Source organism: Chryseobacterium carnipullorum (assembly GCF_003815695.1).
Lineage (GTDB): Bacteria > Bacteroidota > Bacteroidia > Flavobacteriales > Weeksellaceae > Chryseobacterium > Chryseobacterium carnipullorum.
On the sequence record NZ_CP033920.1, the window covers coordinates 3,205,729 to 3,230,557 of the forward strand.

General features: G+C 37.2%; 17 protein-coding genes. 7 read left to right on the forward strand and 10 right to left on the reverse strand.

All coding sequences use genetic code 11. The features are described 5' to 3' along the window. Nucleotides 1-28: 28 nt before the first annotated feature. The 4 genes from EG346_RS14620 to EG346_RS14635 form a co-directional block, all read right to left on the reverse strand. Nucleotides 29-3,766: an AAA family ATPase gene (locus tag EG346_RS14620; protein WP_123879534.1), complete on the reverse strand. Its 3,738-nt coding sequence runs from the start codon at nt 3,764-3,766 to the stop codon at nt 29-31. 1 nt (nt 3,767) lies between these two features. Then, nucleotides 3,768-5,006 (reverse strand): exonuclease SbcCD subunit D, encoded by a 1,239-nt coding sequence (locus EG346_RS14625; protein WP_123879536.1) that lies wholly within the window; start codon nt 5,004-5,006, stop codon nt 3,768-3,770. 376 nt (nt 5,007-5,382) lie between these two features. Beyond that, nucleotides 5,383-6,012, reverse strand: a complete 630-nt coding sequence (locus tag EG346_RS14630) for a response regulator transcription factor (protein ID WP_073336018.1) — start codon at nt 6,010-6,012, stop codon at nt 5,383-5,385. Beyond that, nucleotides 6,005-8,257: a tetratricopeptide repeat-containing sensor histidine kinase gene (locus EG346_RS14635; protein WP_123879538.1), complete on the reverse strand. Its 2,253-nt coding sequence runs from the start codon at nt 8,255-8,257 to the stop codon at nt 6,005-6,007. Before EG346_RS14635 ends, EG346_RS14630 begins: the two co-directional genes overlap by 8 nt. A 418-nt stretch (nt 8,258-8,675) precedes the next feature. Here EG346_RS14635 and EG346_RS14640 point away from each other — a divergent pair, with 418 nt between their 5' ends. From EG346_RS14640 to EG346_RS14655, 4 genes are all read left to right on the forward strand, one after another. Beyond that, on the forward strand, nt 8,676-9,482 hold the full coding sequence (locus tag EG346_RS14640; RefSeq protein ID WP_123879540.1) for a hypothetical protein: 807 nt from the start codon (nt 8,676-8,678) through the stop codon (nt 9,480-9,482). 283 nt (nt 9,483-9,765) lie between these two features. Then, nucleotides 9,766-11,301, forward strand: coding sequence for a toxin-antitoxin system YwqK family antitoxin (locus EG346_RS14645; RefSeq protein WP_123879542.1), 1,536 nt, complete (start codon nt 9,766-9,768; stop codon nt 11,299-11,301). Nucleotides 11,302-11,387: 86 nt separating this feature from the next. Next, on the forward strand, nt 11,388-11,972 hold the full coding sequence (locus EG346_RS14650) for a hypothetical protein (protein WP_123879543.1): 585 nt from the start codon (nt 11,388-11,390) through the stop codon (nt 11,970-11,972). A 194-nt stretch (nt 11,973-12,166) separates the two neighbouring features. After that, nucleotides 12,167-12,508 carry a hypothetical protein gene (locus EG346_RS14655; protein WP_123879545.1) on the forward strand — a complete coding sequence of 114 codons (342 nt, stop codon included), beginning with the start codon at nt 12,167-12,169 and terminating at the stop codon, nt 12,506-12,508. A 92-nt stretch (nt 12,509-12,600) separates the two neighbouring features. On the opposite strand, the gene EG346_RS14660 is transcribed toward EG346_RS14655, so the two are convergent. The 6 genes from EG346_RS14660 to EG346_RS14680 all read right to left on the reverse strand — a co-directional run bounded on the left by EG346_RS14660 (nt 12,601) and on the right by EG346_RS14680 (nt 17,417). After that, entirely contained in the window at nt 12,601-13,065 is a 465-nt protein-coding gene (locus EG346_RS14660; RefSeq protein ID WP_123879547.1) for a hypothetical protein, read from the reverse strand. Between the two features lie 171 nt (nt 13,066-13,236). Beyond that, a complete protein-coding gene (locus tag EG346_RS14665; protein WP_123879549.1) occupies nt 13,237-13,689 on the reverse strand; it encodes a GNAT family N-acetyltransferase in 453 nt (150 codons plus the stop codon). A gap of 91 nt (nt 13,690-13,780) precedes the next feature. Next, nucleotides 13,781-13,993: an ArsR family transcriptional regulator gene (locus EG346_RS14670; protein WP_073336030.1), complete on the reverse strand. Its 213-nt coding sequence runs from the start codon at nt 13,991-13,993 to the stop codon at nt 13,781-13,783. 179 nt (nt 13,994-14,172) lie between these two features. Next, a complete protein-coding gene (locus tag EG346_RS24835) occupies nt 14,173-14,325 on the reverse strand; it encodes a bacteriocin-like protein (protein WP_164466149.1) in 153 nt (50 codons plus the stop codon). 273 nt (nt 14,326-14,598) lie between these two features. After that, entirely contained in the window at nt 14,599-16,878 is a 2,280-nt protein-coding gene (locus EG346_RS14675; RefSeq protein ID WP_123879551.1) for a hypothetical protein, read from the reverse strand. 290 nt (nt 16,879-17,168) lie between these two features. Then, the gene (locus EG346_RS14680; RefSeq protein WP_123879553.1) at nt 17,169-17,417 is read right to left on the reverse strand and encodes a helix-turn-helix transcriptional regulator; all 249 of its coding nucleotides are present in this window, start codon (nt 17,415-17,417) and stop codon (nt 17,169-17,171) included. A 662-nt stretch (nt 17,418-18,079) separates the two neighbouring features. Here EG346_RS14680 and EG346_RS14685 point away from each other — a divergent pair. From EG346_RS14685 to EG346_RS14695, 3 genes are all read left to right on the forward strand, one after another. Continuing rightward, nucleotides 18,080-18,610, forward strand: a complete 531-nt coding sequence (locus EG346_RS14685) for a hypothetical protein (protein WP_123879555.1) — start codon at nt 18,080-18,082, stop codon at nt 18,608-18,610. A gap of 1,734 nt (nt 18,611-20,344) precedes the next feature. Continuing rightward, nucleotides 20,345-21,520 carry a hypothetical protein gene (locus EG346_RS14690; protein WP_073336042.1) on the forward strand — a complete coding sequence of 392 codons (1,176 nt, stop codon included), beginning with the start codon at nt 20,345-20,347 and terminating at the stop codon, nt 21,518-21,520. A gap of 18 nt (nt 21,521-21,538) precedes the next feature. Beyond that, the gene (locus EG346_RS14695) at nt 21,539-24,739 is read left to right on the forward strand and encodes an RCC1 domain-containing protein (protein WP_123879557.1); all 3,201 of its coding nucleotides are present in this window, start codon (nt 21,539-21,541) and stop codon (nt 24,737-24,739) included. Nucleotides 24,740-24,829: the final 90 nt, after the last annotated feature.

Consider the following 24,829-nt stretch of genomic DNA (forward strand, 5'->3'; position numbering starts at 1 on the left):
GATTTCTTAATCAGACTTCAGATGAATGTTAAATCATAGTACTTACCTCTACTTTGCTTTTTCCACTCTGTTGTTTGCTTACTTTAATCTGAACAGGTATTCTTTCTGTCATTTCCTGTACATGGGAAATGACGCCCACTTTTCGTCCCTGATTATGAAGTCTTTCCAGCGCATCCATGGCAATATTGAGGGTGGTGGGATCCAATGAGCCAAAACCTTCATCAATAAACAGCGATTCCACTTTCATCCTGCTGGACGATAAAGAGGCGAGACCCAGCGCTAATGCAAGAGAAACCAGAAATGATTCTCCGCCTGAAAGTGAATAGACTGTTCGTACCTCATCACCCATATCAAGATCCACGACCTGAAGTCCCAATGTGTAGGGAATTCGTTCGATCTTATATCTGCTTGTAAGCACTTTCAGATGAATGTTGGCATATCCGAGAAGGGCATCAAGCGTATATTCCTGAGCAATTTGCCGGAATTTTTTACCGTCTGCGGATCCTATAATTTCATTCAGCTTGCTCCAGTTTTCGGTAATGGCTGCCTGTGCTTCAATACTTTTCAGCAAGCCGCCGATTTTATCTTTATTTTCTTTATCCTGTTGCAGCTGAAATCTAAGTTCTCCTTTTTTATGATTTCTTTGTTCTGCTTCTGATTTTGCAGTGGAAATCAAAGCATTCAGCTCAACGGGAGTGCGCTCAGAGATCAATTTCTCTTTGTGAGTCTCCAGCAATTGTTTCCTTTCGCTGAGGATAGAACCTGCTTTGGTGACTTCTTCTTCAATATCTTGTAATGCAGTACGTTCACTATCAATCCAATCATTATGTAATGCCAGTATTTCATTGAGTTCAGCAAGGGTTAATGTCCGGTTGCTTTTTTCATTAAAATGACGAAGCCAGTCCTGTATTTTTCGAACAGCTGCTTTAGATTCTGTTTCCAGCTTGGCTAACAGGCTTAGTAATTCATCCCTTTGAGTATCCGCTCTGGTCATGTTGATGTTCAGTTGCTGCTGTACTTCTTTGAATTGGTCAAACTGTTGCTGTGCCTCATCGATGGCCTTTCTCAACATTGCTTCTGCTTCTTCTGCTGGTTTTCCATCAAAAATGCCATTTCTTTGCCGCTGAGTATCGAGGTAGTTTTTGTTCAGACTTTGATACGCTTCGTTCTTTCTGGTAACTTCTTCTATCAAGCTTTTACCCTGATTTTCCAGTTCTTTTAATGTCGCTTCCAGTGCTCCTTTTATTCGGATATTTTGTTCCAGTTTCTCCGTATTTTCTTTCCATTTTCTGGCGAATGCATCAATATGTTCTGTAAAAACATCCGGGGTTGCTTTCCAGTTGTCTATCCAGTCAGGAGTAATGAAATAGGGAGAAAGTGTTTTCTCCACTTCGCTGAGGTCAGATGCAGCCTTATCAAGTTCCTTCTTTTTATTGCCTTCCTGTTCCTGAAATAAAGAGGTATCACTTTTTAGGTCCTTGATTTGCCCGGTAATCTGGTCTATATTTTCTTTGAGCTCATCGATTTTGCTTTTATCAGCATCCAGTTTCTGTTTTTGGGTAGAATAATTTTGGATCTGGGTCAGCAGATCAGCCTGTTTGTTTTTAAGGGTCTGTAGTTTTTCACGGATCCAGACTTCTTTGTTTTTATCTTCAATGGCGTTAGATTCCTGAAGCATCCCCAGTTCTTCCCATGCCTGCTTTTTGCTTACCAAAGCGTCCTGTTGAACCGAAATAGCTTTGGCCTGGCTCTGGATGGTTTCATGAAGCAGGGTACAGGCCTGTTCCAGCGCAGTATGCTGGCGATAATTGGTAAGATAGGTATTTTCTCTTTCCTGATATGCCTTTTCAAGCTGTACCAATACATTTTCCAGTTGTGGATTGTGTTCCTGGTAAGGATGGTGGGTACTGCCACAGACGGGACAGGGCTCATGATCGGTTAGACCTGCTCTCAGGGTTTCTACATTTTCTGCTGATGCCAGTCGCGCATGCTGTAACAGCTGTTCAGAAGTTTCTTTCTGGACTTTTTCGATCGTTAATTGCTGGGTCAGTTTCTGTAACGTTTCCTGCCTGGCCAGGTAATCAGCCTGATCTTTTAATTGTTTATTCTTCAATACCTCAAGTTCCGTATGAGAATGATAGAAGAGCTGCCAGCTGGCTTGTGCTTTGATGGCGGTCTCAACCGCATGGTCTACCTCAGCCTTATCGGTGGTAAGTTTTTCAATCGGAACCAGCAGAAGTTCTTTGGCCTGCAGGTCATAGGATTTCTTTAGATTTTCCCATTCAGGGGTCTGTTGGCTCAGGTTAGTTTCTAATTTTAATTTCTGAGCTTCGTTGGTCTTTAGGGTATTCCTTACTTGCTCCAGTCCGCTGGCCGAGACCTGCTGGATTTCCAGAAGTTTCCGGGCATCCTGTAGTTTAGAAAGAATAAGATCTCTGTTTTCGGCAATGGGTCTGCGTTCAGCATGATCTGTTTTCCAGTTTTCTGTTGTTTTGATCTCAGCGGAAAGTTCGGAGCATTCCGCTTGCTTTTCTTCCAGTAGTTTCTGATGTCCTTTGTTATTTTCTGAAGCACTTTCTGCCTCATCTTTAGCTTTGGTTAATTGCTCTTTTTTCTCAGAAAGTAGGGTGTCCAGTTTTCTGGCCTGCTCCAGCATGGGTAAAGCATCACTGAGGTTTTTATTTTTCTCTGCAAGCTCATTTCCTGATTTCACAAGCTGAGTTTCGAGTTTTTCCTTTTGGGTTTGAAGCGTTACGATGGTTTCTTTTAAAACAACCAGAGTTTCGGATTTCTCCTTATGCTGTTGTTGGGCATAATTTAGCGCATCTGCCCAGCTTCTTGTTTGCTGTGCCTGTTCTGCTACGTGTAATTTTTGTTTGCGTGGCCACGCATTTGTTTTGATTTCACTGGCCTGCTGTAACGCTGTATTTGCCTGGTCATACTGAGTTTGTAGTACGGTAAGCTGATCGTGCCATCCAATTTCCCTGGTCAGATCTTCTATTTGTTTCTCTGAAATCTTAATGATCGCTTCTAAACTACTTTGTTCTTCCTGCAGCGCTTTTAATTCATCTTCCGTTAAGGTAACAATTCCTTCTTTTTTGAAATTGAGATCACGGAGCTGCTGTTCCTGGGATTTATAATTTTCATAAATCTTTTTAGAAATTTCCGAGTAAATATGAGTTCCTGTGAGTTTTTCCAGCAATGAAGATTTTTCATCCTTATTGGCTTTCATAAAGGCAGTGAAATCCCCTTGTGCCAGCAGTACAGATCGGGTGAACTGTTCAAAATTCAATCCGATCAGGCGCTCGATTTCTTTTAACGTTTCAGCTTTTTTACCCGGAATATCTGCGTTGGCAGTGATATTCTTTAAGGTAATGGAATCAGACTGCATGCTGCCTTCAGCTTTGTTTCTGGCGCGCCTTACAGTCCAGGTGGCGCGGTAGTTTTGCCCGTCTGTGCCTGTGAAATCCACTTCGGCAAATCCGTCAGCAGTTCCGTCCCGTAAAATACTGCGGACATCTCCCTGACTGAGCGTGCTTCCCTGTACATCATAGATTTCTATACCTGTTTCTTTCGCCTGCAGATATCTGGGTGTTTTACCGTATAGGGCAAGGCACAGCGCATCCAGCAATGTAGATTTGCCGGCTCCGGTGGCTCCGGTAATGGCAAAAATGCCTGCTGAACGAAGAGGTTCCGTGGTAAAGTCAATTTCAGTATTTCCTTCCAGGGAAGCCAGGTTTCTTATGCGTATAGCGAGTATCTTCATGTTATTCTGCAGTTTGGTTTACTTCTTCTGCGGCTTGCTTAAAAAGCTGCAGCAAAGACTCGGGAACTTCTGTATGGTATCGGGATTGATAGACCTTTCCAAATACATCCAAAGGTTGTAGTTCACTCAGTTTTTCCTGGGTAATGAATTCTGGCGTTTCTTTCGTTGAAACATTTTGCTGAGACTTAACTGTAGTAAGTCTTACTTTCTTTCCTGCTAGTAAAGTTTCTACTTTGTGTCTCAAAGCTGGTTCAGGTTCTTCAATAAGTACCAGGACTTCAAGATAAGGTACTTTTTCCCTGATCTCATTATCCATATCCGGTAATTGCTCTAATATTTTAACCACCTCATGCCATGGTTGAGCGGTCTTTGGGATTCTCTGAAGCGGTACGAAAACAGGAATCTCTACCGATTTCAGATTGCTGATTTCTTCATCGAGTTCAAAAACAATCACCTGATGTTTGTAATTAAGTTCGGAAAAAGACATCGGGAGCGGGCTTCCTGAATAGCGGATGTGTTCTTTTCCTCCTATTTTTTGTGCTTTATGAATATGTCCAAGCGCTACATATTTAAGGTCCTGAGGAAAAGCTGTTGCCGGAAGACATTCTACGCCTCCCATAATAGGTCTTTCTGAGTTATTCATGTCACCGGGTTCTGCATGATGGGTATGAAGGTGCCCCATCGCGATGAGCGTTTGTCCTTCCTGTTTTTTCCGGGTAGCATATTCAAATGCTTCCTTGTATAATGCCGTTACGCCTTCTGTGTAAGGATTTTCGCTGCCCGATATCGAAGGGTAGTCGCCCATTCGTAGAAAAGGAACAGCAAGGCACCAGATTTTGATACTTCCCGAGGCATCCTTTATCGGGATAAGTAGTTTTTCATAGTCTATATTTCCTTTCGCGTCTTTTTCAACCCATCCGACAATATGCACATTGGAGGATTCCAGCAAAGGCTTAGGGGCTTCTAAACGGGATGCCGAATCGTGATTGCCGGCAGTGATGATGATCTGTAAATTTTTATTCCTTTTGGTCGCTTTGTTCAGGAATGTATAAAACATTTTTATGGAGGCAGCAGAGGGATTGGAAATATCAAAAACATCCCCGCTGATCAGCAGAACATCAATATTTTCATGATCTAAAGTCTGAACCAGCCAGTCCAGGAACTGCTGATGCTCATAAGTCCGGTCGTATTCGTGAAATAGCTGGCCTATATGCCAGTCTGCGGTATGGAGAACTTTCATAACAGATGAAAATAATTTGGGATGCGTTTAATGACAGGCTTTATTATGATCAAAAGATGTAATCCTAAAGATCATCCGATGTCATATTATTCCTGTGTCAAAAATATTAATATTAAAATGAAAAAATTTATGGAAAACCATATTTCTGGTCTGTTTTATTGGGATCACTGAAAGTTTTTGTTTTCTTCTGATCAATACTGCTGAAAATAGGGGATGAGGTTTGAGCCGGGAAAGATTATTTTAACCATCCTTGACAAGGTTTTAAACCTTGCCAAGGATTCGAGGGAAAACCAGTTTCTAATTTTTTTCCTAGTTGCATACGATCAGTTTTTTAACCCGACTCAGCTTTAACCCGATAATTTTATAGATTTCCAGATTAAGGACGCACTAATCCATATTCCATTGCTAATTTTATTGCGGTGCTTAAGTTGGAGGTTTTGAATTTGACGATCAGGTTTTTGCGGTGACTTTCTACTGTATGAGGGCTTATGCATAACTTATCCGCTATTTGAATGGTGGTAAGACCTAAAGAGGCTTCCATTAAAATTTCCTTTTCCCTGCGGGTTAATTTGGGTACTGCATTGAGTCCGGAATTCGTTTTCATCTCTACAATCTTTTTTGTTTGAGGGCATAAAAATCTCTCTCCCCTAAGTATTGTCTGTATTCCTGAAATTATTTCTGTCACCAGAGCATTCTTCTGGATATAGCCCATAGCGCCTTCTTCTAAAGTACTATTGATAACTGCAAATTCATTGTGCACACTCAGCATGATGATTTGAGTGTCAGGGTATTTTTTTAGTATCGGTTTAATCAGGTCGATACTATTGCCATCGGAAAGATTAATATCCAGCAGCAACACCTCTAAAATCTGGCTTTCTAGTCCTGTAAAAAGTTCACGTGCAGAAGAATAGCAGCCTACTACTGCAAAATTCTCCTGTTGGGAGAGAATATTTTTTAAGCCTTCCAACAATAATGGGTGGTCATCGGTTATAGCGATTTTAATCATAATCTGTTGATTTGGGAAATTTGATTTCAATATTGGTTCCTATATTGATCTGAGATTCTACTTGCATGATACCTTTCAGGAATTCGACGCGTGAACGGATGTTGTGAAATCCTGCAGAGTGGGAGTGATGTAAAGTGTTGATGTCAAACCCTTTTCCATCATCCTCCACGATAATGACATAATCGGATTCATTTTCGATAAACTGAATAATGATCTGATGAGCTGTGGCGTGTTTTACAGCATTGTTCACCAGTTCCTGAATGATCCTATATACAAGAAGTTGACTTTCTGGTGGCAATTGATTGGTAAAATATAAAAACTGAACATCAACATCCAGGTTTGGAGTCGTCATTCGGGAAACATACTCCATCAATGTTTCCTGAAGTCCGTACTTTAGCAGCAGATCCGGCATTAGATTATGCGCAACATGTCGAAGTTCGTCAACCGCTATATCGATCTGTTCCATTGATCGGTCTATTTGCAGCTGATGATGATCATTAGATTGATTCTTTAATAAAAATAAATTCATTTTTGTTCCGGAAAGTAAACTTCCAAGGCCATCGTGCAGATCCCGGGCTATTCTTCCCCGCTCCTGTTCCTGGCCTTCCAGCATCACCGTAAGGTTGGATATTTTAGAGTCCTGTCTGACTTTTTCCATTTCAAGAAGGTGTAATTTCTCTTTTTGCTTTATGCCTTTTGCTCTCTGAAAATAGGCATAAAGCAACAGGATCAGCAGTAAAGAGACAGAGGCAGTCAACCCGATATAAAATTTGTTTATTTTCTCCTTATAGTCAACTCTGGCTTTATAAAGTTCTACTTCTCGTTTTCTGTTAAAGGATTCCAGTTGTGATAAACGAAGTTCCTGGGCTTTTTTGCTGCTTTCTATTTCAGTCAGTTCTAATTTTCTGAACTGATTCTCTTTCGTTAATTCAAGATTCTCCAGTTTCTGAGTTTGTTGCAGGCTGTGCCAGCTCATTTCCTTCAGCCGCTGTTCCTGTTTTTCTGATGCTAACTGTAACCGGAGCAGTTGCTGCTTTTGCTTTTCCCTTTCATATTGGATCTCCAGTTTTTTGCCCAGAGCAGCACTTTTCTGATCGTAAATTTGTTTGAAGGTTTCTACATAAGCTTTCTGGTAGAATAGAGCCTCTTTAAAATTATTTTCATTTTGAAACAGCTGCGAGAGATTTTCGAAAATTGAAAGCTTGATATTAGGGTCAGGCACTTTGTCATATTCTGCTTCTGCCAATGCGGTCATAAGATATTGTTTCGCTTGTTCCGGATGATGATTCTTTAAAGCGATTTCCGCCAAAAGACCATTCGCAGAGGCTGCGTGATCATGATTTCCGGTTGCGATTCCTTGCGTTTTGGCTAAATTGGCATAATACAGCACTTTATCCTGATAGGAGTCAGGGAAATAATTTAAATATAAATTGGCCAGATTGATGGCTACAAAAGAGAGGTTAGAAGGAATAGGCATATCTGCCTTATGGGCTTTATAGGTCTCCACTGCTCTAATATAGTATGATTCCGCCTGGTGAATGAAAGCTTTGTTGCGAGTAGATTCATAGCGCTTTTCATACAGATATCCCATGGCCATATAAGAATCAAACAAACTCATGGGATCATTCTGCTGCATGGCAATTTCTAATGATAGCTTACTGTATTTCTCCTGCAGTTCATAGTCATTCCAGTCTGCATAGATACTGTTGAGCTCCCGGTAAACAGATGCTTTTCTACTATTTAAACTTTCAGAATGGGGAGCTTTCTCATAAAAGGAAAGGGCTTTTAAAAAATACCGAACCGCTTCAGCTTCTTTGTTATTACGTTCATGGAGCCAGCCAATTCCGTAAGCTACATATCCTTTTGTTTCCGGGTCTTTTGTTTTTGCTTCATAGAATTGGGCAAGTCTGGAAGCGTTTTCATAAGCTTTCACATCATCCAGCAATCTGTAGTTGATGGCCGTAATAATATATAGGTACGCAGCATATTTTCCGTCTTTTATCTTTCTGGCGTAGGCAATGTTTTCATTTAAAATGCCAAAAGCTTTATCCTGCTGTTTATTGAAAAAAAGGGCTTGTGCATATTTTCCGGTCATTAACATCCGTTGCGTACTTCCCGGGCGATATTTTTTGTACTGCTGTTCCAGACTATGGTGAAGTTCCTGAGCCGAGGCAGCCTGACCAGCTAACACAAAACATAGAATGGTTATATATAAGCGTAAAAAAGAAAAAAAATTGATCAGCATTTTTTAGATTGTCAACCCGGCAAAGTTATTACTTTGCGATTTCTCAGTGGTTATGTTTCCTATTCAATTTATAGAATATTACCACGGATAACAACAAAGAAGAGCCACTTTATAGGTATGGTCAAAACTCGGTATTTTTATAAGAATTTTCAATCCCTGTTTTCGGCTAATTTTGATGATGAAATTAAATTTTCGTTCTTTATAAGTTTTGTTTTTCAATGGGATAATCAAACAAACTGGCTGAAAACAGGGATGTTTTGCAATGGCATTTTTTTAACAAATTTGCTCTTTGTATTTTAGAAACAAAAAGTAGGACCACTGATACAGCCGCTGAATTAAAAAATATAATCAAAAATGATGAGGTGAACGGGAATTTTATTCATCTCATCAATAGGTAATCAACAAAAAAAACTAAATAATGAAGAAAACAATATGGACTTTTTTATCCTTGATCGTGATCATTTCATGTAAGGATAAATCGCAGGAAACAAAAAATAAAGGAGTACAGCATAGGAACGAAGTTCAGTCCGATAAAAAATCTGCTGATCCCAAACCTGATCTGGTTGAAGAAAAAAATGAAACTTTAGAAATCCTTCTCCCTAAAGAATACCGGGACTTTGGAAAAGAAAATGATGTGAACGGACTCACAAATAAATGGCTGGATTTATATCAAAAAAACGGAAAGTATTACGTGGGTAAAGCTGACTATACTATTAGCAGAGGTTATTCTGAATGTTCAGGAGATTCTACCAGAATCATCAATTCTAAAAATATGAGTCTGTTACTAATAGGCAACTCACGACTCGCACAAGGTGAAATAGAAACGGTGAAATTGGTGAAAAATAAAATCTGGCCAAAGGAAAAACTGAAATTCGGTTTTGGACATAAAGAGTACACTTTGCGTGCAGAAGGAAAAGTGCTGTCATCCGAAAAAGTACATACTGATAACGGAGAAGAACTTTACCAGAATGTAAAAGATTATAAGCTCTACCTGTCTGCAAATAATTCTTCCGAAACCTTATTTTTAGAGGAAGAATCCTTTAATGATACTTTTGTAGAGTTACTTTTCATAGGAGATATTGACAGGGATGGAAAACCGGACTTTATCTTTGGTGCGAACAGAGATTATGAAGAGGAGCGGGTGATTTTATATCTTTCTTCCCAGGCAAAAAAGGGAAAACTGATTAAAAAAGCAGCAGAAATAGCGATTCAATTTGATTGTTAAAACAATTATTACAAGTTCATCAACATTATTTTCTCATTAAGAAAGGTTATACTAAGGCATTCATTTACCTTTTGTCATTTTATGTCGGGTGTTCGCGATGGTACAAATTAGCTGAAAACAGGGATTTTCTGTCATCGTGATTTTGCAGACCTTTGTTTCAATTATTTCAGGACACAAAAAAAACACAATGATGAAATTTTTCCTTTTGTTGGAAAAATAGATATCAAACGATGACAGAAGCTATTTTTTATGGCTTTTGCCTACGTCTTAAACCTTTAAAAACATGAAAAAATTATTGATGTCAGCGGTTTTTGCCCTGGTCATAAACATCCACGCAGGAGCACAGCAAAAAATTTATTTTGATGAAAACTGGCAGAAAACCACTCAGGACAAAATGGAATTCTACCGGGAAACTGAGAACAAAGGAAAACTCACGTTAATCAGAGATTTTTATAAAAACGGAACTCCTCAGATGGAAGGTCTTGTTTCGGATGCTACGCCGGGCAGCGAAGTGTATGAAGGTAAAATTACCTGGTATACTCCTGAAGGTAAAGTGATGAGCACGGGAACTTTCTCAGGAGGTAAGCAAGTGGGAGCAGCTAAGTCTTTTGATGCGCAGGGAAGGATTTTAGAGGATTTAATGTATAAAGAAGACGGTACCTTTACAGGGAAAATATTCACCTATAAAAATCCGGAAGAAATGTCCTATCTTAATATTGTGACGACGTATGATTCCCCCGATAGTTTTCAATCGGTCGGTTATGATGAAGATCCTAAAGGAATACGCTATGAAATCATCAGTGACGGCAAAGAGAAGTATGAAACCAGATTTTATGGTGATAAAGGAAAATATATTGGCACCAACCATTACGGAGATTCCGGCAATAATGTGATGGTCGGTTATTATCAGGATCCGATGAAAGTCTCCAAAATCGAAAAGCAGGATAAAGACGGAAAGGTGACAGAAACCGTTATCTACTCCAAAAAAGGAGAAATTCTGCAGGAAGAAAAGAAAAACAAAAAAGGAGGGTATCAAAAAACCTATGACGAAACGGGTAAACAGATTGGTCATCTTACCTACCTTTATGATAAAGAAACCAATGAGTACAAGCCGCAGGACGGCGAAGATTATCAGTTCAATTATAATTTTATCAGTTTCACTGCTATTACAGTGTATAAAAACGGGGTAGCGGTCCTGAATAAATATTTTGATGAAGACGGAAAATTATCCTCCGAGCAGGTATCAGAAGATGAGATGACTCAGGAAATAAGATATTATTATCCGGACGGAAAATTAAAAGGAGCAGTGACCTATAAAGATGATATGCCCTATGATGGGACTTTGTACGAAGGACTGTCTGAACAGCAGTATAAAAACGGAATACTGGTGCATTCAAAATTTTTCACATCAGATGAAAAATTAAAAACGGAAACAAAGATCAATGCAGATCAAACCCTATACAACTCTACTGTTTATGATGAAAACGGAGCTATTGCTTACACCTACAGCCACCCGGTAGAGCAGGGGGAAGGTTTTACCGCGCAGATTGTACAGTATGCCAAAGGAAAAGCGGCCAGTAAAGCGGTGGTAAAAGACGGGGTACTTGAAAGCGGAAAACTTAAATACAAATCTGAAGCCGGTGTAAAGGAGCTGGAGCGCAACGGAAAGTGGATTATCATAAAGATTTATAATCGTGACGGAAAACTGATTCAGGATTCCAAGGTCCTTGCAGAAACGCAGGAGCCCGATACTTACAATGCATCAAATACGCTGATCACGGAGTCTGATCTTCAGTATGAATTTTATGAATATTTATAAACTATTGTGCTGATAACAACCATTGAAACATCGGCATTCCAAAGAAGGGAATACTGATGTGAAACTACTTTTGAAACCCCGTCACCATGATCAATACCAGATTTTTAATTCTATCTTTTTTAGCTGCATTGCCGATATTAAGCTGTCAGAATGAAAAAAAGGACCCACCCATAAACCAAATAACCCGAAAACCATCCTATCATAAAAAGGCCAGCCAACCGCAGGAAAGTCATTTACCAAATCCAAATTTAAATACCAAGGACATCATCGTTTTATCACAAAAACACAGTCCCAATTCAATTTCCTGCGATTTGGATGGAGATCATTTACTGGACACCGTGAACATTGTTCAAAACACAGAAAATAAAAAATACGGTTTGGAAATTATTTTAGGGAATAAAAAAGTGGACTATATCGGCATGGGCAAAGATATTTTGGGGCAGGGATTTGATGATCTGGATTGGGTCGGAGTTTTTGAAAAAGCCCCAAAAGGCGAACTCTACTGGAATAACGTCAATGACGATGGAGACATCATGAGCGATGAAGACGTAAAGGAATCTGATAAAATAAAACTGCCCCACGACGGTATTTTTATTCATCAGGAAGAAGCTTGTGGCGGTGGCGTTATCTATTGGAAAAACGGAAAATTTGACTGGATACAGCAGGAGTAGAGTCAATCCTGTTCTATGCCACTCGTTCCCTGTATTTTTAGCAGCTAGTCATCAAAAAAGGGATCATCTTAAAAACCCAATACCACTTGAAGATCAATTATTCCATTCTGCTGTATCTTTTATGCATTCCATTAGGATATAATTTTTCTCTGTCGGCTGATGGCAATTTTTCCGCTTTACGGACAGTATGTTTCATGATCGCCCTATTAATGACCCTTTATGGAGGATTTCTTAATGCGAAACATCAAATGAAATACCGGTCTGTTCTTTGGATATTCTTCGTCAATCTACTGTTAATATTGGGGTATATTATTTCAAATGGAGGCACTGGAAATAGTTCTTTATTCGGTGGCGACGATTGGACATTAGGATTTTTCCTGATAGAGTATTGGCTTAATATGCACTGGACTTATTTAAGTTTTATCAATCTTCCGTGGTTCAGCAGTGATTTTACCTTCTTATTGATTTTGATGTGCAGTTCTTTTCTGTTTCCGTCGATTGGTTTTCTGATCGGGAAATTCTGGTGCAAAAGATGAAATAAACGAACTGAGTATCTCCTTAACAAAAGAGATTCATAAAATTTTTAAGAATAAAATATTTTCTGAAATGACTGCAAAAGTTTTAAAAATTAGCGCAGAAGAGACCAGATTCCAACAGCAATTCCGGCATACACCGTAACGGTAATAATATCAGCGATTGGTTGTGAAAAGCGTTTTTCTCCAATTTTCTCGGCATTGATCTGGTTCTTGTGGAATTTCAGGATTTTTTTAGGCTGATGAACGGGATGAACCACCAGACTGTCGCTTTCCCACTTGTCCACGATTACTTTATAGGTTTTGCCGTCAACATTAATCTTAACATTTTTATTAGGGGCAAGTCTCTCCTGAATATTAATAGGAGCGGGCGCTTGCTGTGCGTTTGGGTTTAGGGATTCAGCTGTTTTCATTTGCGCTGAACTGATATTGGTAGGAGCTCCTCCTTTTTTTAACTCTTCATTATTAGCGGTCGCCGGATCTGCTTGCTTTTTTACCTGATACGTATAGCAACTGCTAAGACAAAATAATATAATGATGAAATAAAGATTCTTTTGCATGAGCCAAATTTAAGAATTAAACGGAATATTTAAGAATTTCTTGTAAAAGATCCTGTTTTAAACAAAATATCCGCTGCACAAAGTCTTCCTGCTTTGAGTCAGCAAAATAAAAAAAATCCTTTTAAAAAGAGGCTCCAAAGTCAGGAAACTTCAGAGAGGTGATATAATCCATTAAGCTTCAGTATTATCCATCATCATGGTATATTTATCAATTCCCTCACTAAATCCATCCGGCACAATCTCTATCGTTCTGAAACCGTTCTTTTTGTAAAACTCAGCCGTGTGCTGTGAGGTTTCAATTTTATAAGGGATGGCAGGATACGTTTTTTTTAGCAAATCAATCCGGTATTGGGTAAAGGCTTTTCCTATTCCTTTTCCATGATAATCGGCGCGAACCATTCCCCAGGATAATCCTGCTACATTATTTTTAGGATCTAGAAAAAATCCGCCACATCCTATGATCAGTTCATCCGTTTTTACCACGAAGTAGTTCTCTTCCGTATCATCGTCCAGAAAGCTTTCAAAGAGCGGCAATTCTTCGATAGCAAAAAATTTAGGCAGATTGCTCCTGAAGATTTTGATACAATCTTCTCTGAAAATTTTGGTGTAATTGATGATTTTCATAAATATGAGTTGAGTAGTACCAAGATACAGTAAATTTTAATGATGACGGTTTCCATGTATTAGGATAGAAACAGGAATATTAAAATGGTTCTTAGATTTCTTCGGACTGGATTTTTGAAACATCAATTCCCAACGTTGTCAATCCTTTTATGCCGTCTTCAGTAATGTAAAAATGTTTGGCTTCGGGGTTTTCCTTTGCAATCCATCCCTTATGAATAAATTCTTCAAGGAGAAGCGTTCCCAATTTTCCGCCAATATGGTTGTAGCAGGTTTTGGCTGGTTTTTTAGCTGTGTTTTGTTTCATGGTGATCTGGTTTTATGGTTTGGATTTTTGGAACAGTAAGTTCAATTTTCTGGTCTGCCTGAAAGTTCTGCATCCCGGTTTTCATTCATTATTTAAACAAAGTTCACCAATATTTCTGAAAAAAAGACTGTCCAGGTGACAGTCTCTGATCAAGATTTTGAGATAAATAAGATAAGCCTTTATACGCAGATTTCATTGACAGAAAGGCAGTAATAAGGCTGACGCGGAATACAGCATTTCCGATATCCCGGTAAACAGTTTTGAATACACACTTCGATTCCACCATTAATGGAAACAAGTTTTTCTCTGGAAAGTTTTTTCAGATTTTTCATGGTATTAATTTTTTTGTGATTATGTTGTAAAAAGTTACTATTAAATTTGATATGATGGGAGAGTTTGATAAAAAAAATTAGCTCGTAGCTAAAATTTCGGTTGTGCAAAGTTTACTGAATTTAATTTAGCAAATTAAAAATATTCTCTTTATATAAAATATACTTCATGTCAACAGATTATTATAATTTAATAAGACTTAAATCACACGATATAATCGTGAGGTAGTGGGGATTTCAATTTGGAATTTATATGTTATTTTTATAAATCTAGTATTACAATTCAGGTTTTGGATGATTGATAATATATTGTTTCTCAATTTCTGATATTTTTTTTTCTATTAATTTTTTTCTTTTTGAAAATATCCAGTATAATCCATTTTTAACCTTTTCTTTATCTGTAAAATACGTACGTCCTATAATTTCATATAATGCAGTACCCGATAGTAAAATGAAAATTATTAAAGTGGCTATAAGGTCGCCATAAGGGCCAAGTTTATATTCTGAAAAAAAATCTTTAATTTTATCAAAAAATTTTAGATATAAAGGCAATATAACTATAGTACAGAATAGAGTAACTATTGGCCTAATACAATACTTACTACTGCTTTTAAAATTTTTTATTTCATTTGTTTTTTGCAAGTCTAAATAATTGTTTTTTGATTCTTCCCAATTATCTAAATTTTCACGATGTAACCGTTTCTTTTTCTCAAATTCAAGATCATTTTTAATAAATTCTAAATCTAATTCTAAATTAGATTTGTCTATATCTTTTAGTTCGCTTTCTATCTTTATTTCTCTAATATATGCTTCTGCTCTAAGTTTCTTATCGAAAATTTGATCTTGTTGTTGTTGTGATTCTTGTAACTTTTTTTTAATTTGAATGTTTTCTTCAACTAATTTTGAGTTTTCGGCAGAAATATATGTGTCGATTAATTTAATTTTTTCATTATGGTCATTCTCAGCTCTTTCTAATTTTGCTAATAAGACTTGATCTCTTAATATTTGTACCTTAAGTTCATATGATGCATCAAAATAACTATCATTTAGAATTTGTAATGTCTTTGATTTTGTTGCTGAGTAATCAATGTCAAAACTTCTAAAATCACTTATTGAAAAAGTATCAATAAATTTTTTATTTGAATTATAATCATTTTCAATGAATGGCCTTATCAATTGTAAAAATACACTAGGATTAACAAGGTAATTAATTTCCCAATCTCTTTTATAATAGTATTTTTCGAATTTTCCAAGAATATAATCTGAACTTAAAAAAAAAGCTTTTGAATCTAAAAATTTGGTTTTCTTAGGATTTAAAAATCTAACTTCTCTTAAAACTGTAATATCATGCTTAAAACTTTGAAATGATTTAATCTTTCTGTTCTTATTATCATCATAAAATTTTTGAAATTCATCTACATCAATTTCGATTTCATATTTTTCATCATTTGATTGAAATTTTGGGTTATATTCTATCAAACCTAGACTGCTCAAAATTTTATCCACTTGATCGTATTTTTCTAAAAATAATGATGGATCAATTTCGTCATTTATATTTTGTTTATGATATAGTTCTTCAATCGGACTTAATTGATTAATTTCCAAAGCAATTTTACTAATTTCTTTTGTCCATTTTGTTTCTTTTAAAAATATCGATTTACTATCAAAAGTCCTTTTAAATTCATTAAGTGTTTCAGGATGATACATTAGTTTAAAAGGTAGATCATTTTTTTTAAGTTCTTCAATTATTTCTTTTGCAGAGCTATCCTCATTATTTTTGTGAAGATCTAAGATGCCAAATATGAAATTTGTATCTAGAAAAAGTCTCATTTCTGAAAACTTCCCATTTAGAAATCCTTTTGTCTCATCATCACTTAATAAAGCAAAACTAGTAAAGGTAGCGTCAGCTAATTGAGATGTATATTTTGCTCTTATTTCGTCAGCATTTTGTATAAACATATTTACTGAATCCTTAAATAATTCAAAAGAAATTTTATTATGCTGATTATTATAACTTGATTCTAATATTAGTATATTACTTCTATAGTCTAAGTCATCTTTTACAATGCTAGGATTTAGAAAATTTAATGTTTGGACACCATTTTTCTCGAATATTGAACTTAAATATATGTTCAAAAGTTTCCATAATTCATCAAAATCTCTTTTTTCTAAAAAATTATATTTATTTAAAACCTCCTTAAACCAATTTTCTTTTACTGTTTGTTCAATATTACTATTTTCACTGTTTTTATTTCCAATTTCCATTTTAGATACTTCTGTTAAGTATAAGTTCCTATTTGAAGTATCTCTAACTATTTTGTTTAAAAAAAGCAATTTATCTATGGCAGGTTGAATTAATGATGTCTTGATATTTATACCATAATAATCATTTATTGAATTTTTAATATCATTATCATTTTTCAATGATTTTTCTTGTGAGTTAAAGAGTACAAAAAGCACCAAATTTTGTACAATCTCTTCAAATTTGCTATCAATTGATAAAGCTTTAATGTGGCTAAGTTTTGAAAATAACTTTTTAAATTCTAATTCTTTCATCTGAATGGTTAGTTCGTTTTATTGTAATGCATAAATATACGTAACTAAATAAAAAAATCAAAAAGCATAAAACTTTTTTCTATGATTGGGAAATATTGATAGATAAAAATATTGGTAAAAAATTTCTATAATTTATAAATTCGCATAAACTAAGAAAGGAAAAAATATAGTGTGATACTAAAAAGCATAATTTATATACAAAAGATATCTGAAGTTTTTACGATAGATATATTTTAAGTGGTATATAACTCTGTTGAAGAATTTTATTAAATCAAATCAAAAAAATAATGCTATCTAAATAAAGGATCACTAAAAAATTCTTGAAGTGTCATTTTTAAAAGTGTACAAAATCTTTTTATAGTGTAAATGGTAACTCCTCTTTCACTTTCAAAACTTTCCCATCGGTTTACTTGTTGTCTGTCAATATCATGGAGTTTGGCAAAATCACTTTGATTCAATCCGGTAGATGCTCTCAGATCAATTAATCTTTGAGTTATTTTATTTCTAAGTTCAATATCGTCTTTGCTAAGGCTGCTCATTCAACAATTTTAAAATATTTGATAAAAATATTTGTAATCCATTTGGTTTACATTGTGGTTTTTATATATATTTGGAAAAGATTACTTATTAAAGTAATTTTGCGATACTTCAACGAATATTAGAAGCTATTGCTTAGAATCTTGTATTAGAAAACTGGTAATTTTTAAGGAAACAAGAGGATAAGTAAACAGCTCACGACCTAGGCGTGAGCTCTCTTATCTGTTTCCAGGGTATACCAGTACCTCTAAGACGGATATTGTAGAGTCTCATGCCGTTTTTATTTTATGCTGTTCTGCTTTTCTACAATCATCTTTTTCTAAGCCGCTTTTCAACATCAAGTATCACGATACCATACAATAGGGTGTACAACCTATTGCGGCTTTAGGGCTTTCACGGGAACACAAATTTCATATAGAGTGATCATTTACATAAGACTCAGCATAGATCAGTAGGCTGGAAGTTGAAACGATGCTTACACCGTACAAACAATTAAAGAACGTGAAGAGATTAAGATGACTTAAGTTCCCTCAAAGATCGATGAAGCAACTCGCTGAATCAATAGCTTCAGCTATGAACTTAACGATTCTTAAACCCTTAAAAAGTTCTTAATGGTTAAGAAAAATCACATTTATTTTTTCACCTGTTAAAAAAATACACACTCATGAAAAAGAACAGAACAGACTTTGACACCCGGTTTTGGGCAGTTCGCAGAAAGCACTCCGGACTCCAGCTGATGGAGACCTTTTTTCAGATCACTGATCTCGCTACCTCTAAAAAGAGACTCAACAGCATTATGAATTACGCGGTAAAAAGGGATCGCTGGATCAAAGAAGATCCATCCGTGATCTTTCACTTTCGCCAGTCGATGCAGTCGTTTATCCGGGCAGGTTACCTTATCACGTTGAAGGAAAACAAATGGGCCGTCAATACTCAGACGGAAGATAGCTCTCCAATTCTTCTGGGTTTGCTTTCGGAGAAAGAATACCAGAATCCTCTGTTGGTCTTTAAAAAAGCTTTCAGAGAATACAGCGTACAGGAATTTGATTATTTTATGTCCGGAATGGTTTATTTCTCACTTGGCGTCTATGACAATCTTCCGGAAAGAAATATCGTGAGCCCATACATTCATCTGACTAAAATGCTGGATGCTGCACACCTCATTCTTGAAAGAAGAGGAAAGAAATGCTGCTAAAGAATAGAATTTTTATTAACGCAAAGGTTTACGATCATGATGCATAGAGTAGGAGGCAAAGAAGGAATCAATCTTTGATTGATTCTATGAAGCGGATGGATCAAACGATCGCTTCATCCGCGGTGAAACCGTAACTCTTTGCTTTCCTAAAATCATCAGAATTTTATAAAACCTTTGCGTTAAAAAATCATCATCTTAGATATATTTATATAGTTTATTCCATAACGAATTCCTTGCTGAAAATCTTGATTTTCTTGCGCCTTAACCTATTCATGAAGCTAAAAACCCTTGCGCCTTTGCGGTGTTCCAACCACTCAATCAGCAAACATTTATTAGAATAGAAGTTTTATTAACGCAAAGGTTTATTATCATCCTGCAAAGAATAGGAGGCCAAGAGGAAATCAATCCTTGATTGATTTGATGAAGCGATCGTTTTATCCATCTGCTTCATCCGCGGTGAAACCGCAACTCTTTGCTTTCCTAAAAATCATTGGAATTTTATAAAACCTTTGCGTTAAAAAATCATCATCTTAGATATATTTATATAGTTTATTCCATAACGAATTCTTTGCTTAAAATATTGATTTTCTTGCGCTTTAACCTATTCATAAAGCTAAAAAACCTTACGCCTTCACGATGTTCCAACCCATCAATCAGCAAACATTTATTAGAATAGAAGTTTTATTAACGCAAAGGTTTATTATCATCCTGCAAAGAATAGGAGGCCAAGAGGAAATCAATCCTTGATTGATTTGATGAAGCGATCGTTTTATCCATCTGCTTCATCCGCGGTGAAACCGTAACTCTTTGCTTTCCTAAAATCATCAGAATTTTATAAAACCTTTGCGTTAAAAAATCATCATCTTAGATATATTTATATAGTTTATTCCATAACGAATTCCTTGCTGAAAATCTTGATTTTCTTGCGCCTTAACCTATTCATGAAGCTAAAAACCTTGCGCCTTCACGATGTTCCAACCCATCAATCAGTAAACATTTATTAGAATAGAGGTTTCATTAACGCAAAGGTTTACTGTTATTAAAAAAAATTCGTTAAAAAAATGAATATACTTTCCAAATTTCGTTTAAATCCTGTTTTTAGTCTCTGAAAATGAATAGATACCACAAATGAGCAAATAATTATTATTTTTTGATCAACAATTTGATGGATTCACAATAAAAATATACTTTTGCACTCAACAACATAAAATCTAAATCGATGGAAGTGTTGTTTTTACTTAAAAAAACTAAAAACCAAACTAAACTTGAAAACGAATTAAAATTATTAAACATGAACAAAACCACACGGTATCTCTGCTAACTCACCAAAACTAATTGTTCCGACAATTTAAAACAAGGCTAACTCCTCAAAATTTCTTTGGAGCCACAAACCGTATTTACCCCATAGGGATGATTTGAATCAGATCCTCAAATCAGGAAAAAAATACCGGGTCATAAAAAAACACCACAGGTATTCGGCTATCGGTTCGGGAAAAGAAATGGCTTGCGATGCAGGAGGAAGCTTGCTGTTGTTCCAATGATGAGGCACACCATTTAATCTACAAAATACTTTTAAAATCAATGTTGATTCATTGATTAAGTCCTTTGTTTTTGTATGAATTCATCGGATTTGTATTAATCATTTTTAATGGAGCTCAGAAACCATTCAAATGAATTTAAGGGTTTTAAAATCAAATACATATTAAATATTAAACTGTTAACTTTTACACTATTATGACAAAAAAACTATTTACGATTGCCTTGACAAGCTTATTCAGCACGACGGCTTTTGCGGCAGACCTCTATGTTAGAAATGGCGGGGCAGGCGGCGCTTATTCTACCGTAAGTGCAGCCATTACAGCTGCTTCAGACGGAGACCGCATCATCATTCAGCCCAAAACCAACGGGACTGCGTATGTGGAAAACCTTACCATCAACAAATCGCTGACTTTTGTTTCCGAAACCAGTTACAACAGATATTTTATTCAGGGAACCGTTACGATCAATCCGGCACCGGGAAGAATAGTGAATATCAGTAGTTTGAGTTCCGGGAACTTTACCATCTATAACGTAGTGGCAAGTGGACCAACAACCGGAGGAAGAACGACCATCAATCTGTATAACTGTTATTTGAATAATGTTACCACCAACCAAGCCAACACGACCACCAACGTTTCGGGGTGTACGGTTTCGGGAGGTATTAGTTTTTCTCATGGGAGAATTACGGCTAATAAAGCACAAGGTATTAGCGTCAATTCTACCACGACAGATACCGTTCCTGCAACAACTGATGTAGAAGTCTATGGAAATAAATCCGATTTTGGGTTGACGCACTCCCAATCCAATTATAATTTTAAATTCTACAATAATTTTTGTCGTGGGGTATTTGTGTATGCTATTAAAACAGGTAGCAGCAACGAAATCATTAATAATACCATCTATGATCCTAATGGCGGTGATGTAGCACCATTTTTTATCAACTTAAATAATGGAAACACTGGAAACATTGCCATTATGAATAATGCAGCTTCTTTCGTAGTAGGTCAAACTGATGTTTGTATTAGAAACAATAATAATGCTACTGTAACAGCTTCTTATAATGTATTTACCAATGCGTTTGTAACAGAAGGTGCTATCACCCAGAGTAACAATTCAGGAGCAGTCAATATGAACTTTAACAATACAGATTACACCATCAGTGGAATGAATGTCAATGCCGGAAATCCTGACGTAAGCTACACTGATTTAGACTTAACAAGAAATGACGCAGGTCACTATGGAGGATCCAACAGTTTTGCGAATTACTGGCCGGCAGACAGCGGTGGTAAACCTCAGGTAAGCTATTTGCTAACTCCGAGAACGGTTACCAGTGGTACCTTGAATATCACCGGAACTGGTTTTTCTAAATAATTCTTAATCATACCTAAGATGAATAAATATATCTACAGTATCATCGCTTTGCTTATGCTCATGTTGTGCCCGGCACAGATGTACGTCAGCCAGGCCGAGTATTTTTGGGATACCGATCCGGGAACAGGAAACGGAACTGCCGTTTTAGCTGCGGATGGGAATCTCAACAGTGCTTTTGAACAATTGACCAAAACGGGGATTGCTACACCAGGTAATGGTTTGCATAAACTTAATATCCGTATTAAAGACAATACTGGGGTTTGGGGACCTGTTTTTACGAATATTATTAATGTTCAGCAAAATCAGACCTCTACGCTCATGGCGCTTTCACAAGCCGAGTATTTCTGGGATACCGATCCGGGAGCCGGTAATGGTACTCCGGTTTTGGCAGCCGATGGAAATTTTGACAGCTCTTTTGAGCAACTAACCAAAACAGGAATTGCATTACCTTCTAATGGGTTACATATATTTAATGTCCGTATCAAAGACAATACCGGTATCTGGGGACCTGTTTTTAAAAATGTTATTAAAGTAGAAACGCCAGCTTCCTCAAGTTGTTGGCAGAGTCTTAGTGCAGGAGGTCAGTATTCAATGGGAATAAAAACCGATGGAACACTTTGGGCCTGGGGAGATAATGAATTTGGGCAACTAGGAGACGGAACCACCATTGACAGAGATATCGCTACTCAAATAGGAACAGCAACGGATTGGAAAAGCGTTGATGCTGGAGCTCAGCATACATTCGCCATTAAAACAGATGGAACGATGTGGGGATGGGGACGTAACAATTACGGACAACTAGGAGATGGAACTACAACGGATAAATTTGCACCTGTTCAAATAGGACAGGGAACAGACTGGCAAAGTGTTCAGGGTGAAACTTACGGGACGTTTGCGATAAAAACAGATGGAACACTTTGGGGTTGGGGACATAATTATTATGGACAAGTGGGAGATGGAACCACCATAGAGAGACTTGTTCCAACCCGAGTAGGAACAGCTTCTAATTGGAAAAGTGTTACGCCTGGTATAATACATACTCTTGCGATAAAAACAGATGGAACACTTTGGGGTTGGGGATATAATTTTTATGGACAGCTGGGAGATGGAACCAATGGCAATAAAATTGTTCCCACTCAAATCGGAACAGCTTCTAATTGGAAAAGTGTTGATGCAGGTGCCCACTATTCCGCTGCCATAAAAACAGATGGAACTCTATGGGCGTGGGGAGATAACACCTACGGGCAAGTAGGTGACGGAACCACTACTGTTAAATGGAATCCAACTAAAATAGGAATGGACACCAATTGGCTAAGTGTAGATGCTGCCAATGCTTTTACTATTGCGAATAAAACAGATGGAACACTTTGGTCATGGGGTAACAACTCCAGTGGACAGTTAGCTAATGGTACAAGTGGTGGAGCAAGTATTATATCGCCTACACAGGCCGGCTCCTCTTCAGACAACATACAGATTTTTGCAGGATCTTATCATATTCTTGTAAAAAATACTGACGGCTTCCTAAAAGCTTCTGGACAAGGTGGTTTTGGACAGTTGGGTGACGGTACAGGCACTCAGAAGAATACACTTACTGCTATTGCTTGTCCTTCCAATTGTGCTGCTCCAATGCAGTTTTCAACCATTAACGTTACTTCTTCAACGGCTACTATTAAATGGACGGCATCAACCCCAACGCCAAATGGAGGGTATATGATTCTTTATAGTACCCATCCAATTGTTGGAGGTATTAATACAAGTACGTTTTCTACAGCCGTTAATTTGTCAAAGTTATTACCGGATACCACTTACTATTGGTGGGTAGCGTCTCGTTGTGCAACCAGCCAGGGTAACTGGACATCGGGAGGATCATTTACTACGCTTCCTACAACTGAAACAGGATGTTGGCAAAGTGTGAGCTCGGCAAGTCTTCATTCGGCAGGAATAAAAGCAGACGGAACGCTATGGGCATGGGGAAATAACAATTATGGTCAACTGGGAGTTGCTATTTCAGGTCCACAAAATACCCCGAAACAAATAGGAACGGCAAAAAACTGGACAAGTGTTACTACAGGAGATGATTATACGTTAGCTTTAAAATCTAATGGAACTCTTTGGGCTTGGGGTAAAAATAATTATGGACAATTAGGGGATGGAACGACGACTAACAGAACCAGCCCAACGCAAATAGGAACCGCATCAGACTGGGTACGTATTGCTGCAGGAGAAGATTATACATTGGCCTTAAGATCTAATGGAACACTTTGGGCCTGGGGACATAATGATAAAGGACAATTAGGAGACGGTACGATCATAGATAAAAATATACCGATCCAAATTGGAACAGCAAATAATTGGAAAATTATCGCACCGGGACGGAGACATGCTCTCGCCATAAAAACAGATGGAACACTTTGGGCCTGGGGATATAACTGGCGTGGGCAAATAGGTGATGGAACTACAACCACAAGAACTTCCCCTCTTCAAGTGGGAATTGCTACGAACTGGAAAAATATTGCTGCCGGATATGCTCATTCGCTGGCCATAAAAACAGATGGAACGCTTTGGGGTTGGGGATATAATTCCTTGGGACAATTAGGAGATGGAACCAGAACCGATAGATTTACTCCTGTCAGAATAGGAACAGCAACAAATTGGCTAAGTATTGCTACAGGCAGTGATCATTCTGGAGGATTAAAAACAGATGGAACACTTTGGGCGTGGGGAGATAATTACGTGGGACAGTTAGGAGATGGAACTTTAACGCACAGAATTATTCCTGTACAAACAGGAACAGCTTCTGACAAGCAAAGTATTGCAGCAGGTACCTCTAGTATATTTACTATAAATACCAATGGATTTTTATCCAGCTGTGGCTCTAATTCCAATGGTCAGATAGGGGATGGTTCATTTACTCAAAGGAAAATTTTTGTGCCTGTTGCTTGCCCTGTAAGTGCTGCTTTAGGAGTGGATGACGTTTCAACACAAGCAGATCAGCTGAAAGTGTATCCGAATCCTGTACATGATATCCTGACGGTTTCTTTTGATCAAAAGATTCTTTCGGTTACGGTTTACAATGCGGCAGGGCAGTTGGTACTTACTAAAGTGATCAATGATACCAAAGGAACGGTTGATTTTTCTGGATTCGCATCAGGGGTTTATCTCCTTGAAGTAAATGCAGGCAGTAACACTTTGAAAACGGTAAAAATCATTAAAAGATAAATGTTAAAATTTTAATACAACAGCTAAGGTTTTTTGGGGGGGTATGTTTTTTTAAAGACAGAATGAATCCATTAAACCTTAGCGGGCTTG

Excerpts from the sequence above, each read along its gene's own strand:
- EG346_RS14620 (WP_123879534.1), bottom strand. The coding sequence starts at position 3,766 with ATGAAGATACTCGCTATACGCATAAGAAACCTGGCTTCCCTGGAAGGA.
- EG346_RS14625 (WP_123879536.1), bottom strand. The coding sequence starts at position 5,006 with ATGAAAGTTCTCCATACCGCAGACTGGCATATAGGCCAGCTATTTCAC.
- EG346_RS14630 (WP_073336018.1), bottom strand. The coding sequence starts at position 6,012 with ATGATTAAAATCGCTATAACCGATGACCACCCATTATTGTTGGAAGGC.
- EG346_RS14635 (WP_123879538.1), bottom strand. The coding sequence starts at position 8,257 with ATGCTGATCAATTTTTTTTCTTTTTTACGCTTATATATAACCATTCTA.
- EG346_RS14640 (WP_123879540.1), top strand. The coding sequence starts at position 8,676 with ATGAAGAAAACAATATGGACTTTTTTATCCTTGATCGTGATCATTTCA.
- EG346_RS14645 (WP_123879542.1), top strand. The coding sequence starts at position 9,766 with ATGAAAAAATTATTGATGTCAGCGGTTTTTGCCCTGGTCATAAACATC.
- EG346_RS14650 (WP_123879543.1), top strand. The coding sequence starts at position 11,388 with ATGATCAATACCAGATTTTTAATTCTATCTTTTTTAGCTGCATTGCCG.
- EG346_RS14655 (WP_123879545.1), top strand. The coding sequence starts at position 12,167 with ATGATCGCCCTATTAATGACCCTTTATGGAGGATTTCTTAATGCGAAA.
- EG346_RS14660 (WP_123879547.1), bottom strand. The coding sequence starts at position 13,065 with ATGCAAAAGAATCTTTATTTCATCATTATATTATTTTGTCTTAGCAGT.
- EG346_RS14665 (WP_123879549.1), bottom strand. The coding sequence starts at position 13,689 with ATGAAAATCATCAATTACACCAAAATTTTCAGAGAAGATTGTATCAAA.
- EG346_RS14670 (WP_073336030.1), bottom strand. The coding sequence starts at position 13,993 with ATGAAACAAAACACAGCTAAAAAACCAGCCAAAACCTGCTACAACCAT.
- EG346_RS24835 (WP_164466149.1), bottom strand. The coding sequence starts at position 14,325 with ATGAAAAATCTGAAAAAACTTTCCAGAGAAAAACTTGTTTCCATTAAT.
- EG346_RS14675 (WP_123879551.1), bottom strand. The coding sequence starts at position 16,878 with ATGAAAGAATTAGAATTTAAAAAGTTATTTTCAAAACTTAGCCACATT.
- EG346_RS14680 (WP_123879553.1), bottom strand. The coding sequence starts at position 17,417 with ATGAGCAGCCTTAGCAAAGACGATATTGAACTTAGAAATAAAATAACT.
- EG346_RS14685 (WP_123879555.1), top strand. The coding sequence starts at position 18,080 with ATGAAAAAGAACAGAACAGACTTTGACACCCGGTTTTGGGCAGTTCGC.
- EG346_RS14690 (WP_073336042.1), top strand. The coding sequence starts at position 20,345 with ATGACAAAAAAACTATTTACGATTGCCTTGACAAGCTTATTCAGCACG.
- EG346_RS14695 (WP_123879557.1), top strand. The coding sequence starts at position 21,539 with ATGAATAAATATATCTACAGTATCATCGCTTTGCTTATGCTCATGTTG.